Annotated in this window: 12 protein-coding genes, 1 tRNA gene and 2 rRNA genes; 4 read left to right on the plus strand and 11 right to left on the minus strand. The window is 35.0% G+C overall.

The genetic code is table 11. The features are described 5' to 3' along the window. Window positions 1–27: 27 nt before the first annotated feature. Window positions 28–3,948 (minus strand): type IX secretion system sortase PorU, encoded by a 3,921-nt coding sequence (gene porU, locus DPN68_RS09805; RefSeq protein WP_113989479.1) that lies wholly within the window; start codon window positions 3,946–3,948, stop codon window positions 28–30. 209 nt (window positions 3,949–4,157) lie between these two features. Here porU and gldJ point away from each other — a divergent pair, with 209 nt between their 5' ends. Together gldJ and DPN68_RS09815 are read left to right on the plus strand one after the other, a co-directional pair. Beyond that, complete coding sequence (gldJ, locus tag DPN68_RS09810) at window positions 4,158–5,852, plus strand: gliding motility lipoprotein GldJ (protein ID WP_113989480.1); 1,695 nt, start codon at window positions 4,158–4,160, stop codon at window positions 5,850–5,852. A gap of 64 nt (window positions 5,853–5,916) precedes the next feature. Further along, window positions 5,917–7,197 (plus strand): UDP-N-acetylmuramoyl-tripeptide--D-alanyl-D-alanine ligase, encoded by a 1,281-nt coding sequence (locus DPN68_RS09815; protein ID WP_113989481.1) that lies wholly within the window; start codon window positions 5,917–5,919, stop codon window positions 7,195–7,197. Window positions 7,198–7,517: 320 nt separating this feature from the next. Here DPN68_RS09815 and DPN68_RS09825 read toward each other — a convergent pair. The 8 genes from DPN68_RS09825 to DPN68_RS09860 all read right to left on the minus strand — a co-directional run bounded on the left by DPN68_RS09825 (window position 7,518) and on the right by DPN68_RS09860 (window position 14,977). After that, a tRNA-Val gene (locus tag DPN68_RS09825) sits at window positions 7,518–7,595 on the minus strand. A gap of 81 nt (window positions 7,596–7,676) precedes the next feature. Next, the gene (locus tag DPN68_RS09830) at window positions 7,677–8,891 is read right to left on the minus strand and encodes a bifunctional folylpolyglutamate synthase/dihydrofolate synthase (RefSeq protein ID WP_113989494.1); all 1,215 of its coding nucleotides are present in this window, start codon (window positions 8,889–8,891) and stop codon (window positions 7,677–7,679) included. A 148-nt stretch (window positions 8,892–9,039) separates the two neighbouring features. Further along, window positions 9,040–9,843 carry an energy transducer TonB gene (locus tag DPN68_RS09835; protein ID WP_113989482.1) on the minus strand — a complete coding sequence of 268 codons (804 nt, stop codon included), beginning with the start codon at window positions 9,841–9,843 and terminating at the stop codon, window positions 9,040–9,042. A gap of 230 nt (window positions 9,844–10,073) precedes the next feature. Further along, a complete protein-coding gene (locus DPN68_RS09840; RefSeq protein WP_113989483.1) occupies window positions 10,074–10,469 on the minus strand; it encodes an ExbD/TolR family protein in 396 nt (131 codons plus the stop codon). Continuing rightward, window positions 10,469–11,173, minus strand: a complete 705-nt coding sequence (locus tag DPN68_RS09845; protein ID WP_113989484.1) for a MotA/TolQ/ExbB proton channel family protein — start codon at window positions 11,171–11,173, stop codon at window positions 10,469–10,471. The genes DPN68_RS09840 and DPN68_RS09845 overlap by 1 nt, the downstream gene beginning before the upstream one ends. 55 nt (window positions 11,174–11,228) lie before the next feature. Beyond that, window positions 11,229–12,575 carry a sodium:proton antiporter NhaD gene (gene nhaD / locus DPN68_RS09850; protein WP_113989485.1) on the minus strand — a complete coding sequence of 449 codons (1,347 nt, stop codon included), beginning with the start codon at window positions 12,573–12,575 and terminating at the stop codon, window positions 11,229–11,231. Between the two features lie 24 nt (window positions 12,576–12,599). Further along, window positions 12,600–13,826, minus strand: a complete 1,227-nt coding sequence (locus DPN68_RS09855) for a Glu/Leu/Phe/Val dehydrogenase dimerization domain-containing protein (RefSeq protein ID WP_113989486.1) — start codon at window positions 13,824–13,826, stop codon at window positions 12,600–12,602. A gap of 80 nt (window positions 13,827–13,906) precedes the next feature. Beyond that, complete coding sequence (locus DPN68_RS09860; RefSeq protein ID WP_113989487.1) at window positions 13,907–14,977, minus strand: anhydro-N-acetylmuramic acid kinase; 1,071 nt, start codon at window positions 14,975–14,977, stop codon at window positions 13,907–13,909. Window positions 14,978–15,073: 96 nt separating this feature from the next. Here DPN68_RS09860 and DPN68_RS09865 point away from each other — a divergent pair, with 96 nt between their 5' ends. Together DPN68_RS09865 and DPN68_RS09870 are read left to right on the plus strand one after the other, a co-directional pair. Then, on the plus strand, window positions 15,074–16,216 hold the full coding sequence (locus DPN68_RS09865) for an acyl-CoA dehydrogenase (protein WP_113989495.1): 1,143 nt from the start codon (window positions 15,074–15,076) through the stop codon (window positions 16,214–16,216). Window positions 16,217–16,511: 295 nt separating this feature from the next. Beyond that, window positions 16,512–17,000 (plus strand): hypothetical protein, encoded by a 489-nt coding sequence (locus tag DPN68_RS09870; RefSeq protein ID WP_113989488.1) that lies wholly within the window; start codon window positions 16,512–16,514, stop codon window positions 16,998–17,000. A gap of 164 nt (window positions 17,001–17,164) precedes the next feature. On the opposite strand, the gene rrf is transcribed toward DPN68_RS09870, so the two are convergent. Next, window positions 17,165–17,274 (minus strand): 5S ribosomal RNA (rrf, locus tag DPN68_RS09875). 166 nt (window positions 17,275–17,440) lie between these two features. Continuing rightward, a 23S ribosomal RNA gene (locus DPN68_RS09880) occupies window positions 17,441–18,421 on the minus strand; the annotation flags it as partial.

Here is an 18,421-nt window from a genome sequence, read left to right on the forward strand (position 1 = left end):
AATTAATTTGACAAATATACTATTTTATTAAAGTATTACAAGTTTCTCGTATTTTTCTGCTTTATTTCCTGTTAAGCTAGAACGAACAGTTAACTTGTAAACATAAACGCCTTTCCCAATTTTATCTCCAAAATCATCTAGTCCGTCCCAAGTAATTTCTCTACATAAGAAACCATCTGTTATCACTTGTTGGTTAATTGTTTTTACAACTTTACCTGTTACGGTTAAAATTTGAACCTGCACATCCAATGGTTCAAAAGGTCGATTGTGATTGAACCAAAATTCGGTATAACTCACGAAAGGATTTGGGTAATTCAAAACGCGCTCTAATCGTAAGCCTTCATCTGAACAAACCGCATTAAACTGAATTTCAGCAGTTACTAAATTATTATAAACATCCCATGCTTTAAACAAAATAGTATGAATTCCTGGAGTTAAATCTCGGAACGGAAACCGCACTCTTCCTCTAGTGTAATCATCATTTTCAGTTTCATAATAATCATTCAAAACATACGGATTTGCTTCATCTCCATCTAATATTGCTACAATATCATGTCCAATACCACTAGCTGTATTTATTCCATTTTCGTCTTCTAAAAAAGCCAAAAGAATTGGCGAACAATTCGTAATTCCTCCAAAAACAAAACTTTCATCGTTCATATACAATCGAACTCTTGGCGGTGTATTGTCTACAGGAGCATTTACGTTAACGCCTCCAATTTGGATTGTTCTATCATAACCCGTTTGGTCTTCAAGTTGAGTTCCAGGTCTTTTTGCATAGAAACTAATTTTTCCATTACCAATAGGAATTCTAATATCTTGAGGCACAACAAAACTAAGCTCAAACTGACCATTATTAACAGAAGCATTACCTCTAAAAACAGTCTCTCCTAATGTAACGAAATTCATGCGAATTAATTGTCCCGCCGGGAAAAAATTTCCCATTATAGAAAAACCTCCTGGACTCGGAGCCGTTACAAAATCATTAGCTAATGTTGTTCTATTGATATCCTTATCGAAAATTTGAATTGCTAAATCTCCGTTATAATTAGAAATCAGGTTATCACTCTCATCAACCACTTGTCCGCTAATTTTCATTAAACTTAGTGCCTGAAAAACTGGCAAAGGATCTGTAATTGGAATATCATTAACAGCCGTTAGAATTACTTTTTGTTTAGGAATAGCTAGCTTCATTGCTGGATCGCCAATAAACGAAACCACTCTTCTATTGTCTGAAGTTCCTGGCATTAATTTAGCTCTTCGCAATGCTTCTGCAATTGTTGGATAATCAAATGACCCAAAAGCATACAGTTGCTCACTCAAATAGTTATTCATGATTAATCCTGTACTAACTCCAATTTGACGAGTAGTAGCAATTAATGCAATTGCTCCTCCTTCTTTATTCCAATACATAAATTCACCACCTGTTTGTCGATTTGGATCATCAAAACGAGTAAATTCACATGTAATGGTGATAAAAAGCGGATAACGATACCGGTTTTTTAAATTTTGAGCATCTAATTTTTCGAATAAGCGCTCTCTTGCCAAAAACTCTTCATTTCCATGTCCGAAATAATTAAAAACTAAAGCCCCTAATTCCAATGCATCTAAGAACTCATTTTTAGCCTGTGGATAACGGTCTCCACCAGCAGCAACTTGTTGTACATAAGCATCAGTATGAATTTTCTTTACATTTACAAATGGTTTTTGGTTTACCAAATTATCAGCCAAATCATCCAATCGAAATTGCAAAGTTGCATCGGTTAAATTGTCAGCATCATCAGAATAAATCACATAATTATTTCGCCATCGACCGTATGAAGGTTCCGCATGGTATTCAATGACTTTGTTTACCATTTCTTGCGCTTGTTGTGCTGTTGAAACCAACATTCGCCCAACGGCAATATCAATTCCGTCGATACCACTAAGCATTGGCCCTTCATCATCATCCATTAATCCATAAAAATCATCCGACATAAAAGAACTGAACAACGACATGTTCGAGACGTTATTCGTTTCCGATGCATTGGGGTTAAATCCATGGAAAATTGGGACTATATTGTTATTATTGAATATTCTACTTTTATAATCATAGGAAGCATCACCAAAAAGATTAACATATTTCACCCTTTTCTCAGGAACAGACGCGTTCCAATATACATAACGAATGAAATTCCTAATAGCACCAACATCTTGTTTTCCTGAACTAAATTCATGATAAATCGATTCCGTTGTAACCACTTTAACCACTAAACCCGAATTATTTCTGTGAAAATTAGCTAAAGTTTCAGCTTGATTTCTAAAGGCAAATGGCGTTATTATTAAATAATCAACATCTTGAAAAGTATTGTTCGCATTAGTAAAAATAGTCCCTTTCAAATTCTGATTTTGAACTACAGCATTGGCTTCTTTCAAAGGCAAAAAAGCATCCGATTCATCAACAGCAATATATTTTTTTGGAGCCCCAAGCGGAACTTTAAAAGAAAAATTAGCTTGATTTGCATTGAGATACCTTTGTACATTAAAAATATCGGTTACATCCCAAACTTGAGAAATGGCATTAGCATTAGAAATAACATATTCACCAACTCCAATATTTGTTTCTTGTTCATTGTTGTAAAATTCAAATTGTTTCCCATAACCTCTCAAATTTCGCTTTACATTCAATTGAATAAAATCCAAGTAACCGTTTGAAGAAGGAACTCCGCCATTTGCATATTCCAATGAAATAGTAACAGTTGGACTAGTAACATTAAAATTAGTATTCAATGCTGATTCAAAACCTTCAATTCCGCTTCCTGGTGTTAACGCTAAAAATGGAACATTACCAATCACTTGATTATTTGCACGAACCGTGAACGAGGTATTTCCAAAAGATTTTGAAGCTAAATTTATTTTCGCAATAATTGGTTCGGAAGTAATTAAATTAGGAAATTCAAAGGTGAAAATTTGACTTGGATTGATATTGAATTGTTCCCCAAACCATCTTCTCCCGACCTTTCCAACATTCACCAAATCTTTTTCATAAGTGAACATTTGATCAAAAGCAGTAAACGACAAAGTTGGAGAAGCTACAGGTTGAATTGCCTCTTGAATTCTTTTTCCTGAACCACCCGAACTGGTTACATAATAGTAAGCTCTATCAGAAAATAAATTAACACTAGTTAAACTTTCTCTATTCCAAACATCGACTCCTTCGGCATAAAACAGAATGTAATCATTGTCGTTAAAAACCCCATCAGATTCTCCTATAAACTGAATCGCGTTTTCTTCCAAATCAATAGGATACGGTGTGCTATTTAACAACAGAACCATTCTTCCACCAGCACCATATATTTTAATATTTCTTGGATCAACATTAACATTCATTCCTAACGACTGAAGAAATTGCTTCGAAACGCGATAAATTCCAGATTTTTCAACATAAAAACGATGCCAATTTCCAGAAGACAAAACCGAATTAGTAATTGCCAATGTTTGATTAGAAAATGAAGATCTTCCGGCATTCCCTTGGTAAGTAAAACTATATTGGAGTGATACCACTTTCTTGTAAATATTTCCTTCTTTGATAATTGGGAAAAAAATCAACATGGCTTTATGTTCACCCCGAGCTAGAAAACTTTCAATTGTTGCTCCAATAGAAGATGGGATTTGCTTTTTTTCTAGATTGAATAAATCGCTTTCTGAAATATTTTGGTATCGAATATTCTCTATTCGTAAAGAAGAAACATCAATTTTTCCATTGACGTTAAAAACTTCTTTGTACTGTATTTTTTTGGAAGTAACGTCTACAGAAAAATGCAAACTAGAAAAAACGGGGTATTTAAAAGTAAAATCCTCATTAGTGTATTGGTCTGAACCATTCCACTCCAATGAGACATTTCTTGCGTTTTGTGAAAAAAGCGCAAACGAAATCAAACACAGACAAAACAAATAAAACTTTTTCATCAACAATTAAACGTACATTAAATACATATATTACAAAGAGAGAAAAAAAAATTATTATTAACTAATTAATACAATAAAAAAAATTAAAAATCGTTTTAGAGTTATGAGTTTTAACAAAAAATTAATTTTTTTTACATTTTTTTAAAAACATGTTGCATTTTAATAGTTAATTATTATCTTGCGACACTAAAATTATTACCTACTAAAGTATGAAACTTAAGAACATTATGACTTTAAAATTGTTACTTGCATTAACAGTGGCAATAGGTTTTACAAGCTGTAGCAAGGATTCTGGAACCAAAGGAGGCTCTAGAGCTACAGGATGGAAAATTAACGACAAGAAAGGTGGATTTCAACACAATTCTAAGTTTAAGAAGCAAGAAACTCCTCCAGGAATGGTTCCTGTTGAAGGTGGAACGTTTACAATGGGTAAAGTACAGGACGACCCTATGCATGATTGGAATAACTCTCCAAATCAACAGCACGTACAGTCGTTCTTTATGGATGAAACCGAGGTAACTAATTTAATGTATACAGAATACTTATTTTGGTTAAAGACTGTTTTCCCACCAGAAGATGAAAATTATAAAAACATATATACTGGAGCTATTCCTGATACTTTGGTATGGAGAAATCGTTTAGGTTACAACGAAACGATGACCAATAACTATTTAAGACATCCTGCTTATTCAGAATACCCTGTTGTAGGTGTGAACTGGATTCAGGCAACTGAATTTAGTAAATGGAGAACGGATCGTGTAAACGAAAACATTTTAGAAAAAAGTGGCTACTTGAAAAAAGACGCTAAAATTAAAGATGTAACTGCTGAAACTTCTTTTAATACTGACACCTACTTAGCTGCTCCAACACAAACTTTTGGAGGAAAAGAGGATGTAGTTTTGAAAAAAGAATTAAACGGAGGAAGAAGAGTTCCTGCTGACACAGCTAAAAACGTTTACGCTCAAAGAAATTCAGGTTTAATTTTACCAGAATTCAGACTTCCAACTGAAGCAGAGTGGGAATATGCAGCTGTAGCCCTTGTAGGAAATAGAGAATACAACATTTACAAAGGACAAAAAAAATACCCTTGGAGTGGACAATATACACGTTCTGGAAAAAGACAATACAGAGGTGACCAATTAGCTAACTTCAAGCAAGGAAAAGGAGATTACGGCGGAATTGCAGGATGGTCTGATGACGGTGCTGATATTACTAACAAAGTAAAATCTTATCCTCCAAATGATTTTGGTTTATATGATATGGCTGGAAACGTTGCAGAATGGGTTCAGGATGTTTACAGACCAATGGTTGATGATGAAGCAAATGACTTCAACTATTTCAGAGGTAACGTTTACATGAAAAATAAAATCGGCGAAGATGGATTAGTAGAAATTGTTACTACTGATAATATCAAATATGATACTTTAAGTAATGGTAAAATTATCGCTAGAAACATGCCAGGTCAAATTGCGCAAGTTCCTGTTGATGACAATGAAACTTATTTAAGAACACAATTCTCTACTTCTGATAACAGAAACTACAGAGACGGTGATAGATCTTCTACTAGATACTTTAACTTTGGATCTTCTGAAGAAGAAAGCGAAGGTAAGGATGATAAATTTAGAATGTATGAATCTCCTAAACATTCTATCACGGTAGATGATAGTACTGGTGTTATGGTTAAAAAATACGACAAATCTAACAACCGTACTACATTAGTTAATGATGATGTTAGAGTTTACAAAGGAGGCTCTTGGAGAGATAGAGCGTATTGGCTAGATCCAGCTTCAAGAAGATATTTCCCACAAGATATGGCTACTGATTACATTGGATTTAGAAATGCAATGTCTAAAGTAGGACCAAAATCTAACAAGAAATCGGTTAGAGGAAATCCAAAACAATAATTTCATACAAGTAATATTTTAAAAGCCCTTTTTCGAAAGGGCTTTTTTTATTACCTTCGTTTCCATGAAAACAGCACTTTTATACCAACATTATTTAGCATGCAATTCTGTTTGCACAGATACTCGAAAAATTTCCGAAAACTGTATTTTCTTCGCACTAAAAGGCGATAATTTTGACGCAAACACATTCACTAATGAAGCACTTGTAAAAGGTGCTAAGTATGTTGTTATTGATAATCCAAATTATCAAATTGAAGGAAAAACTCTTTTAGTTGAAGACACTTTAGTAGCACTACAAAAATTAGCTAACCACCATAGAAAAGAGCTAACCGCCAAAATTATTGCATTAACAGGAAGCAACGGAAAAACCACTACAAAAGAATTAATTCATATCATTTTAAGTAAAAAATACAACACCATTGCTACCATTGGCAACTTAAACAATCATATTGGTGTCCCACTAACACTTCTTCGACTAACAAAAGAAACAGAGTTTGGAATTATTGAAATGGGAGCTAATCACCAAAAGGAAATTGAATTTTTATGTGAAATTGCCGAACCAGATTTTGGTTACATAACAAACTTTGGAAAAGCACATTTAGAAGGTTTTGGTGGTATTAAAGGCGTAATTAAAGGAAAAAGTGAAATGTATACCTTTTTGCAAGATAACAACAAACTTGTTTTTGTCAACCTAGATGATGCTATTCAAGAAGAAAAGACCAATCATATAAACCGTTATACCTTTTCAAAGGAAAAAGGAGCTAACATAAAGATTGATTCAATAGAAGCTAACCCAATGGTTAAAATAAGCTTCGAGGATACAACAATTCAATCGCACTTAATTGGATTATACAATGCCAATAACATTAATGCCGCAATAGCAATTGGAAAGTATTTTGAAGTAGCAAATACTCAAATTAAAGAAGCAATAGAAAATTACATTCCAGAGAACAATCGTTCTCAGTTAATTAAAAAAGGAACAAACGAGATTATTTTAGACGCTTACAATGCCAATCCAAGCAGCATGCAAGTAGCAATTGAAAACTTCAAACAACTCAACCATAACAAAAAAATAGCAATTTTAGGTGATATGTTTGAGTTAGGTGAAGAAAGTCTAGAAGAACATAAAAAAACAATTGCATTACTAAGCGAGGAACCAAAAATTACAACTTATTTCATCGGAAAAGATTTTTATTTGAATAGTATAGAAAAGGAACATCTTCTCTTTTTCGAAGACTTCGCATCTTTTGCAACCTACTTACAAGGTATTCGAATAACCAATAGCTTAATCTTAATCAAAGGCTCAAGAGGAATGGCACTAGAAAGAACTTTAGAATCTCTATAAAATCCGTATAATAAACCCTATGTTTTTATGTAGGGCTTAAAAATGATTGATGATTACTTGTTTCAAAAATCGGAAAGAGAATCCGAACCCAAGACCCTCCCGAAGAAATCGGAATGCGCTAAACCAACTGAACTAATCATATAAAATAAAAAAATCCTACATTCTCATGTAAGATTTTAAAATGGTGGGCGATTGCTCGTTCCGAAATTCGAAAAGGGGTTCGAACCCCCGATCCTCCCGAAGAAATCGGGATGCTCTTAACCAACTTAGCTAATCATATATAAAACAAAAATCCTACATTCTCATGTAGGATTTTAAAATGGTGGGCGATGAGGGGTTCGAACCCCCGACCCCCTCGGTGTAAACGAGGTGCTCTGAACCAGCTGAGCTAATCGCCCCAATAAATGCGACACTATTACCGTATTGCGAGTGCAAATATACACTGAATATTTATATTTACAAGTGTTTTTGAAAAAAAATTACACAATTTCTGCAACTACAAAAGTACTTCCTCCAACGTAAATTAAATCATTAGTACCAGCCTCCTGCAAAGCGAAAGCATAAGCTTCTGAAACAGAATTAAATACTTCTCCAAAAAGCCCAAAACTTAATGCTTTCTCTTGAAGAATACTTGCTTCTAAACCTCTTGGCACATTGGGTTTACAGAAAAAATATTTGGCATTTTTTGGAAATAAAGGCAAAATAGAACCTAAATCTTTATCATTTACAACTCCTAAAACTATGAAAAGTTGATCAAAAAATTCATTTTTCAGTTGCTCCATCACAATTGCTAATCCATGACTGTTATGAGCGGTATCACAAATCACTTTAGGTTGTGATTGCAAAATGTGCCATCTTCCTAACAAACCCGTATTTTTTATTACATTTTTTAATCCTGATACAATATGAGTTTCAGAAATAGTAAAATGCGGCGCTAACAATTGAACCGTTTGAAGAACCGTTTTTTTATTATGTTTCTGGTAAAAACCCATTAAATCCGATTCATAAGTAACCTCTGGTAATTCTTGAGCAAAATAAATGGGAGCATTTGATTTCTTGGCAATCGATTCAAAAACTGGTTTAGTTTCTGAAACAAATTCACCAATGACCACTGGAACATCAGATTTGATTATTCCAGCTTTTTCTGAGGCAATTTGCGCTAATGTATCTCCCAAAAACTGCGTATGATCCAATCCAATATTCGTAATCACACTAACCAAAGGCGTAATCACATTGGTAGAATCTAATCGACCTCCCATTCCAACTTCAATTACCGCAACATCAACTTGTTCTTTGGCAAAATAATCAAAGGCTAAACCAACGGTCATTTCAAAAAAACTCAACTGATTTACCTCAAAAAAAACTTTATTGGAAACAATAAAATCAACCACAAATTCCTCTGAAATCATTTCGCCATTTATACGAATGCGCTCCCGAAAATCTTTTAAATGTGGTGAAGTATATAACCCAACTTTATAACCCGCTTCTTGCAGAATAGATGCCAACATAGAAGATGTTGAACCTTTGCCATTAGTTCCAGCAACATGAATGCTCTTAAACTTATTTTCAGGGTGTTGTAAAACATCCATTAACAACAGCGTATTGGTCAAGTCTTTTTTATAAGCAGTGGCGCCTTGATTTTGGAACATGGGAAGTTGGTTAAACATCCATTCCGTAGTTTCTTGATACGTCATTTTTTGATTTTTTGAGCGGATGGCTTGGGCTTTCTTGTAATCCATTTTCCCGCTATCCGTTACAATCTTTTTTAAACTCTGTCAGAGTTTAAAAAGGATTTTCACTCCTATCGGGGCTATGAAGTTATTTTTTGGAATTCTTGGAACTTTATTCTCCTACAGTAAAATTCACAACAACAAAACCAATTTGCGTTTCTGGAGCATTTGAATCCGGTTGCCATTTAAAGCTTTTAGCCGTCTCTAATGCAGGATTAACCAAACATGGATTTGTATTGGTAGTTCCTTGCGCTCTTTCGGCACGCGTTACATTTCCTTGACGGTTTACCCAAATTTTAACCACCACTTTCCCAGATTCGTTACAATCTTGTACTTTTTTGGAGTTCCCAGCTAATCTTCTTCCCGCTAATCCCCAAACTGTTCCTTTTCCAGTTCCGATACCATCACCAGTTCCTGAACCGTAAAAACTATTGGAATAAATACTTCCAGACGGATCACCTTTATCGCCTGGCAAACCATCATTTCCGTGTCCGCCATCCGTTTTTCCGTCGGTTTTTGGTCCATTCAATAAAGCATCTAAAGCATTAGAAGTTTCTTTTGATGGTTTTGGTGTTTCAACTTTTGGTTTTGGCGTTTCTTTAGGTGTCTCCTTTGGTTTAGTGGTTTCCTTTTTTGGTGGAACTACAACAGGCGATTCATCATCCTGAGAAAGCACATCCTCATTTTGAGAAGTTTCAGGTTGCACGGGTTGTTGTGGTGATGATTTTATAGGTTCTGTTGGCTGAATTTCGCCTTGACCTACATCGCTAGTTCCAAAGTTAATGGCGATACCATTTTCTGGCGGCGGATCCATATAAGTAAGTCCAAAGAAAATAACTATCAACAACAGTATAGCAAAGATACCACTAGTGATAGCAAAGGATTTTTTTTCTTCTGGTGTTTCTAAAAATTGCATACGCTGTGTTTTATAAATCAAGTTCAAGGACAAATTCAAGAACAAGGGCAAAAATCAAATTCAAGGGCAAATTCCAATATCAAAAATTCCAAATTCCAAAATCTAATTTCTATTCTCTTACTTCTATTCTCTATTTCGGAACACAGATTTAAGAAATTAAAAAATTAAAAAAATCTTTGTGCCTTTGTGGCAAAATAATCAAATATCTGAAAATCCGAAAATCTATCCTCTTACTTAGGACTAACTGCCACAACCATTTTTAACTGATTGCGATACGCGATATCCATCACATAAACTACTTTTTCGTGCGGTACTGATTTTTCGGCGCGCAACACAATAGCTTTATTCTCGTTATTAGCCATTAATGCCAATAATAGGGTTTCCAATTGGGTTTCATCGACTGCGTTTTTATCGATAAAAAATTGCAAATCCTTATCAATACTTACCGATAAACTTTTGTTGCTATCGGTTTTACCTTTTCCTTTTGGTAATACCAAATCTAATGCATTGGTAGTTACCATAGTGGAAGTAATCATAAAGAAAATCAACAGCAAGAAAACAATATCCGTCATAGACGACATGTTGAATTCTGTTGAAACTTTATTTTTATCTTTTCCTAACCTCATTATACTGGATCGTTTAATAAGTCTAGAAAATCTACTGCATTTGCTTCCATTTGGTTTACCACTTTATTGGTTTTTACTACCAAGTGATTGTACCCAATGTAAGCTGTAATACCAACAATAAGTCCGATTACGGTAGTTGTCATTGCAGTATAAATTCCTTCTGCTAAAGCACCCACTTCGATTTGTCCGCCACCACTTGCCATTTTATGAAAGGCAAGAATCATACCTAAAACCGTACCCAAGAAACCAATCATAGGTCCAGCTCCAGAAATAGTTGCTAGCATACTCGTATTTTTCTCTAATTTATATAACTCTAAATTTCCAGCATTTTCGATGGCCGTGTTGATATCTTCCAATGGCTTTCCGATACGAGAAATTCCTTTTTCGATTAATCGTGCTACTGGAGAATTGGTTTGCGCACACAACATTTTAGCTGAGTCAATTTTCCCCGATAGGATATTCATTTTGATGTTGTTCATGAAGTTAGCATCAATTTTACTAGCTTTATTAATAGCCATTAGTCGCTCAAAATAAAGGAACAACGCCATGAACAACAAGATGAAAAGCACTAAAATTATCGCTTGACCTCCAACGCCACCACTGGTTAACAATTCCCATATAGAAAGTGTTTTTTCAACTGGCGCATCTTCTGCTGCCATTTGACTAGCAACTGCTAAACTATCAACTTGAAGAAAAATACTCATAAATTATATTGTTTACTATTAATTAACGATTTTTAATGTCAAAAATTGTGCCGTATTAATGAATAAGACCTCTTAATACAATAAAGCCAATTGCACCGGCAACAAAACCTAAAAATGCTAAACCACCAATTTTCTTTAAATACCAGAAAAAGTCAATTTTTTCCATTCCCATAGCCACTACTCCAGCTGCCGAACCAATAATTAAAATACTTCCACCTGTTCCTGCTGCATAGGCAATAAAATGCCAAGCTGGTTCATTCAAAGGTAAATCAAACATACCAATACTGGCTGCTACTAAAGGAACGTTATCAATAACTGCCGAACCTACACCAAGTAACACAACCACTAAATCAGAAATTCTAGTAGCTGATTCTGTTCCAACCATTGGTACCGATTTTTCAAGAATACCTGCAAAATCAAATAACATTCCCAATGATTCCAAAGCCGCTACTGCCATTAAAATTCCTAAAAAGAATAATAAACTTGGCATTTCAATTTTTGAAAGTGACTTATGAATTGGACTGTGATGTCCAGTTTTGTCGTCTTGCAATGCACCAGCCACACTAAATTTAAAGTTACTTAAATATTCAGCAACAGCTGCAACAATTGCCAATGACAACATCATTCCTACATAAGGTGGTAAGTGCGTAACTGTTTTAAAAACAGGAACAAATAAAATAGCTCCAAGTCCTAAATAAAACATAATAGCACTGTATTTTGACTTTTCTTTTACTGCTGCAATCTCTCCTTCAATTTCCCCTTTAAATACAGACATTCTTGATGCAATTAAAGTTGGAACTACAAAACACAAAATAGAAGGAATCAATACATTAACTACTAATTGATCTGCAGAAACTTTATTCGCAATCCACAACATTGTTGTAGTAACATCACCAATTGGAGACCAAGCTCCACCAGCATTTGCAGCAATTACAATCAAACCAGCAAACCACAATCTTGTTTCCTTGTCTTTAATGATTTTTTGTAAAATAGTAATTAATACAATAGTAGCAGTTAAGTTATCAATTACAGCTGATAAAACAAAGGCTAATGCGGTAAATAACCACAAAAGTTTTACTTTACTTTTAGCTTTAATAAATGATTTGATAGTTGAAAAGCCATCGAAATAATCAATAATTTCAACGATGGTCATGGCTCCCATTAAGAAAAATAAAATCTCGGCAGTTTTACCTAGATGATGCAATAAAACAGGCTCCACATGATGGGCTACTTTTCCTTGACCGGAAACAATTTCAAAAACTTCTAAATGATTAACCGCAATTAATGCCCACAAGATAGCCATCATGGCTAAAGCAGGAATTAATTTATCAATTTTAAAAGTGTGCTCAAAAGCAATTCCTAAATAACCAAGGATAAAGATTGTGACTAATAAAATTTCCATTGTGATTTGATTGGGGTTTTAAATTTAAACGAGTTGTTTTAGTGCAATTTCAAAAGCTCTTTCGCTAATATTTTTCTTATCAGCACTTAAATTATACACTTTTTGAATTGCATTTTTGATTGTATTGGAAGTATCCGAAAAAATAGCTTCGTCTGTCATTTGTACTTTTTTCTCCATGAAATAGGCAAAAACACGAGCCATTCCACAATTTGCAATAAAATCTGGAATCAAGCTTACTTTTGCATCAGTTGCTTCCATAATAGGTCCGAAGAAAATAGCTGTGTCGGCAAAAGGCACATTAGCTCCACTTGAAATTACTTCTAAACCAGAAGCAATCATTTGATCCACTTGGTCTTTTGTTACCAATCTTGACGCTGCACAAGGAGCAAAAATTTGCGCTTCTATAGACCAAATTTTAGCATTAATTTCTTCGAAAGGAATCATATTTTCTGCTACCAATTTATTCCCATCTTTGTTTAGGAACAAATTAGTAATCTCTTCAAAAGTAAAACCATTTTCGTTGATTAATCCGCCATCTCTATCGATGATCCCAACTACTTTTGCACCCATTTGAGCCAAATAAAAAGCAGCGGCAGAACCTACATTTCCAAATCCTTGAACTATTGCTTTCTTTCCTTTTACATCACCACCAAAAATAGTGTAATAATGACGTACTGCTTCCGCAACACCATAACCTGTAATCATATCGGCTACGGTATATTTGCGATTTACATCAGGAGAAAAATTTGGATTTTCAATTACTTTAATAACGCCTTGACGCAATTGGCCAATTCGGTTAATTTTATCAGCTTCTGTTGGTCTAAAATGACCATTAAAAACACCTTCTTGCGGATGCCAAACCCCACAATCTTCAGTCATTGGAATTACTTCATGAATTTCATCCACATTTAAATCACCACCCGTTCCATAGTAATTTTTCAACAAAGGCGAAACTGCTTTATACCAACGCTCTAAAACACCTTTTTTTCTTGGATCGTTTGGATCAAAATTGATTCCTGATTTAGCGCCACCAATAGCTGGGCCAGAAACAGAAAACTTCACTTCCATAGTTTTTGCCAATGACAAAACTTCATTCATATCTAATCCCTTACGCATTCTCGTTCCACCACCAGCAGCACCTCCTCTTAACGAGTTAATTACCGTCCAACCTTCGGCTTCTGTTTCAGGATCTTTCCAATTAAATACTATTTCGGGTTCTTTATTTTCAAATTTTTGAAGTAAATCTTTCATTCTGTTGTTTGTTGTTGTTTTTTTTTTGCAGCACAAATATACATAATCTATCGAATTGCTACTTAAATTAAAAGGTTAAATTAGACAGTTTTAAAAAATATTTTACCCGACGAATGGTTCTCTTTTGCACCTGTAACACTTGACAAAACATTGACCTCATTTCGCAAGCGCAAAACACCTAAAAATCCAAAAATTAGCGCTTCTTTAAATTCAATTACTTTAGTATCAGGAACTATAATTTCCGTTTTTGGTAAATAAAATTGTATTCGTTCTAATAAATATGAATTATAAGCACCTCCGCCAGTTACTAGCAATTTTCCTGTTTTATTTGGAAGTGCTTTGGCAATTTGAAAAGCAATATGCTCTACAAAAGTGTATAAAACACTATCTGTTTCAATTGTCTTTGATTGAATAATTGGTAAAATACTTTGGTTTACAAACTCCATTCCCAATGATTTTGGATACGATTTGAAATAAAACTCAACAGCATTCAATTCTTGAAATAACGCTTCATGAATTTTCCCAGATTTTGCAATTTTTCCAGCGTCATCGTATTCCAATCCTAAGGTATTGGCATAAAAATTCAAAACGGTATTGACAGGAGAAATATCAAAGGCAAGACGAGTTCCATTTTCATTAAAAGAAACATTTGAAAATCCACCCAAGTTCAAACAATAATCATATTCCTTAAATAACAATTCATCTCCAATTGGAACCAATGGCGCTCCTTGTCCTCCTAGTTCAACGTCTTGTACTCGAAAATCACAAACGATATTTTGATTTAAAAGTTGGCTTAACATTGGAAGATTTCCAATTTGTAACGTAAATCCATTTTGTGGTTGATGTAAAATCGTGTGACCGTGACTGCAAATAGCATCAATGGCATCAATTTGGTTTGAAACAATAAAATTTTGGATTACATCAGCTAAATATTGTGTGTAAGCAACATTTAATTCGTCTAATTCTTTCTTGTTAAAATGAATAGCCGCTTGTAATTTTTGTTTCCATTTTTCGGAATAAGGAATGGTTGCTGTATGCGAAATTTGAAAATTCCATTGGTTGGTGTAATCAAAAAAAAGATACGCTAAGTCAATTCCGTCTAACGAAGTGCCAGACATTACTCCTATTACCTTATAGCTATCTTTAAACATGGGTTAAAATTACAAATAGTTATTGAAAATATGATAATTAATAGTTACTTTTGGAAAATTATTTTAAGAAAAACTCAAACTATTTATTCAAAGAATATGGATTTTAAATTAACCGAAGAGCATTTAATGATTCAGCAAGCTGCTAGAGATTTTGCTCAAACAGAATTATTACCTGGAGTTATTGAAAGAGACGAACATTCAAAATTTCCAACTGAGCAAGTGAAAATGATGGGAGAACTTGGGTTCTTAGGAATGATGGTTGATCCTAAATATGGTGGTGCTGGTTTAGATAGCTTATCGTATGTTTTAGCCATGGAAGAAATTGCAAAAGTAGATGCTTCTGCAGCTGTAATCATGTCGGTAAACAACTCATTAGTTTGTGCAGGTTTAGAAAAATATGGTTCTGAAGAACAAAAAGTAAAATATTTAACGCCACTTGCAAAAGGAGATGTAATCGGAGCTTTCTGTTTGTCTGAGCCAGAAGCAGGATCCGATGCAACCTCACAAAAAACTACCGCAATTGACATGGGCGACCATTATTTGCTAAACGGTACAAAAAACTGGATTACGAATGGTGGAACAGCTTCAACATATTTAGTAATAGCTCAAACCGATGCTTCAAAAGGACACAAAGGAATTAACGTTCTTATCGTTGAAAAAGGAATGCCAGGATTTGAAGTAGGACCAAAAGAAAAGAAAATGGGAATCCGTGGTTCTGACACTCATACGTTATTATTTAATGATGTAAAAGTTCCAAAAGAAAACAGAATTGGTGAAGACGGTTTTGGTTTTGCATTTGCCATGTCAACATTAAACGGAGGAAGAATCGGAATTGCCTCTCAAGCATTAGGAATTGCCCAAGGCGCTTACGAATTAGCGTTAAAATATTCACAAGAGCGTGTAGCGTTTGGAAAACCAATTTTCAACCACCAAGCCATTGCTTTCAAATTAGCGGATATGCACGTAAAAATCACTTGTGCTAGATTGTTAATCCACAAAGCTGCAACAGAAAAAGATAACGGAGAAGACATTGCACATTCTGGCGCTATGGCAAAATTATACGCTTCAGAAATTGCATTAGAAGTAGCAAACGAAGCCGTACAAATTCACGGTGGAAACGGTTACGTAAGCGAATACCACGTAGAAAGAATGATGCGTGATTCCAAAATCACTCAAATTTACGAAGGAACTTCAGAAATTCAACGCATTGTAATTTCAAGGGGTTTAGTTAAAAAATAAACAAACAAATTCAATAGAAATCCGGCTTCACAAGAGTCGGATTTTTTTTTGGGGCGTTCCTGTTTGCTTCGTGCCTCGCAATTACAGGACGGGCTATCCGCACTCGCTTTACTTAAAATCCATAGGAATTTTAAGTAAGAGCTCAAACAGATACTCCTATCCCTAACGCGGAAATTGGTTTTCAGTTGAATTTTATTGGAAAAATATTTATATATTGCTGATGATTTACTTTTAATAATATTGTAAACCAAGTAAAAGAATTCGCTTAGAAATGGAAAAATATCAATTTTAAATAATGAAAAAAATAATCCTTTTGATTGTTATGCTTACTTTTGGATGCAAAACTTCAGATTTTCATAAACAAATATGCAAAATTTCAAGTATAAACTTAAATGATAAATACCAAAAAAACATTTTTTTTAAACTTAAAAAATCACTTAGAGACTCTGAAACAATAATTTATTATTATCAACCTAATTTTACTTTTGATAATAATGATTTTAGTGGAGTATTATATGATTTAGAGCATAGTAAATTTTACTTCATTAATTTAAAAAATAATAATATTTCAATAAGTGAAACACCAAATAATCCTTATTCTAATTATCAAAAAAATAATATTTTACTTTATTTAGGTAAAGAACAAGGAAAATTAACTAATATTTCTGATAACTGTTTTTATTCTGGACCTAAGATTTTTGATTATTTATACGAAATAAATTTAACTGATAAAAATCTAAATAAAGAGTTTGTTTTTAAGAATTTTTATCCCTGTATAGATTAAATACAAGCCATCCGCTACTATTTTAAAATAAACTTTTCCAATTAATAAACTATTTAAAACAAAAAAATCCCAGCCATTAGCTAGGATTTCTTACATTTCAGTCCCTTTGGGACGGCATATAGGTAACAAAAAAGCCCTATCAGTTATGATAGGGCTTTTCAAAAGAAAGGCGGCGACATACTCTCCCACAGTCATGCAGTACCATCTGCGCAGGCGGGCTTAACTACTCTGTTCGGAATGGGAAGAGGTGAGCCCCGCCGCAATAACCACCTTAAGTTTTTAAGGCAATAGGCATTAGCCATAAGGCATCAGCTTTTTTGCTCGGGTCAACTAAACTATTGGCTATTGCCTTTTGCCTAGTGACTAATATCTTAACATACTGAGATAAGTAAATATTTAGTAGAAAGTTCTCGTCTGCCGATTTCTCGGCAGACAATCTTGCAGATAAGCTTACGGGTTATTAGTACTACTCGACTATGACATTACTGCCTTTACATCTGTAGCCTATCAACGTGGTCATCTTCCACGACCCTTAAAAGAAATCTCATCTTGTGGTGGGTTTCGCGCTTATATGCTTTCAGCGCTTATCCCTTCCCGACGTAGCTACTCTGCGATGCTCCTGGCGGAACAACAGATACACCAGCGGTCAGTCCAATTCGGTCCTCTCGTACTAGAATCAGATCCACTCAAATTTCTAACGCCCGCAGTAGATAGAGACCGAACTGTCTCACGACGTTCTGAACCCAGCTCGCGTGCCACTTTAATGGGCGAACAGCCCAACCCTTGGGACCTTCTCCAGCCCCAGGATGTGACGAGCCGACATCGAGGTGCCAAACCCCCCCGTCGATATGAGCTCTTGGGGGAGATCAGCCTGTTATCCCCGGCGTACCTTTTATCCTTTGAGCGATGGCCCTTCCATGCGGAACCACCGGATCACTATGCTCTACTTTCGTACCTGATCGACCTGTATGTCTCTCAGTCAAGCTCCCTTATGCCATTGCACTCTACGCACGGTTACCAAGCGTGCTGAGGGAACCTTTAGAAGCCTCCGTTACTCTTTTGGAGGCGACCACCCCAGTCAAACTACCCACCAAACAATGTCCCCCACAATCGCGGGGTTAGGCCTCAGACAAGCAAAGGGTGGTATTTCAACAATGACTCCACAGATCCTAGCGAACCCACTTCAAAGTCTCCCACCTATCCTACACATCACGTGTCCAAGGTCAATATTAAGCTATAGTAAAGGTGCACAGGGTCTTTTCGTCCCACTGCGGGTAATCGGCATCTTCACCGATACTACAATTTCACCGAGCTCATGGCTGAGACAGTGTCCAGATCGTTACACCATTCGTGCAGGTCGGAACTTACCCGACAAGGAATTTCGCTACCTTAGGACCGTTATAGTTACGGCCGCCGTTTAC

Source organism: Flavobacterium tibetense (assembly GCF_003293845.1).
Taxonomy (GTDB): domain Bacteria; phylum Bacteroidota; class Bacteroidia; order Flavobacteriales; family Flavobacteriaceae; genus Flavobacterium; species Flavobacterium tibetense.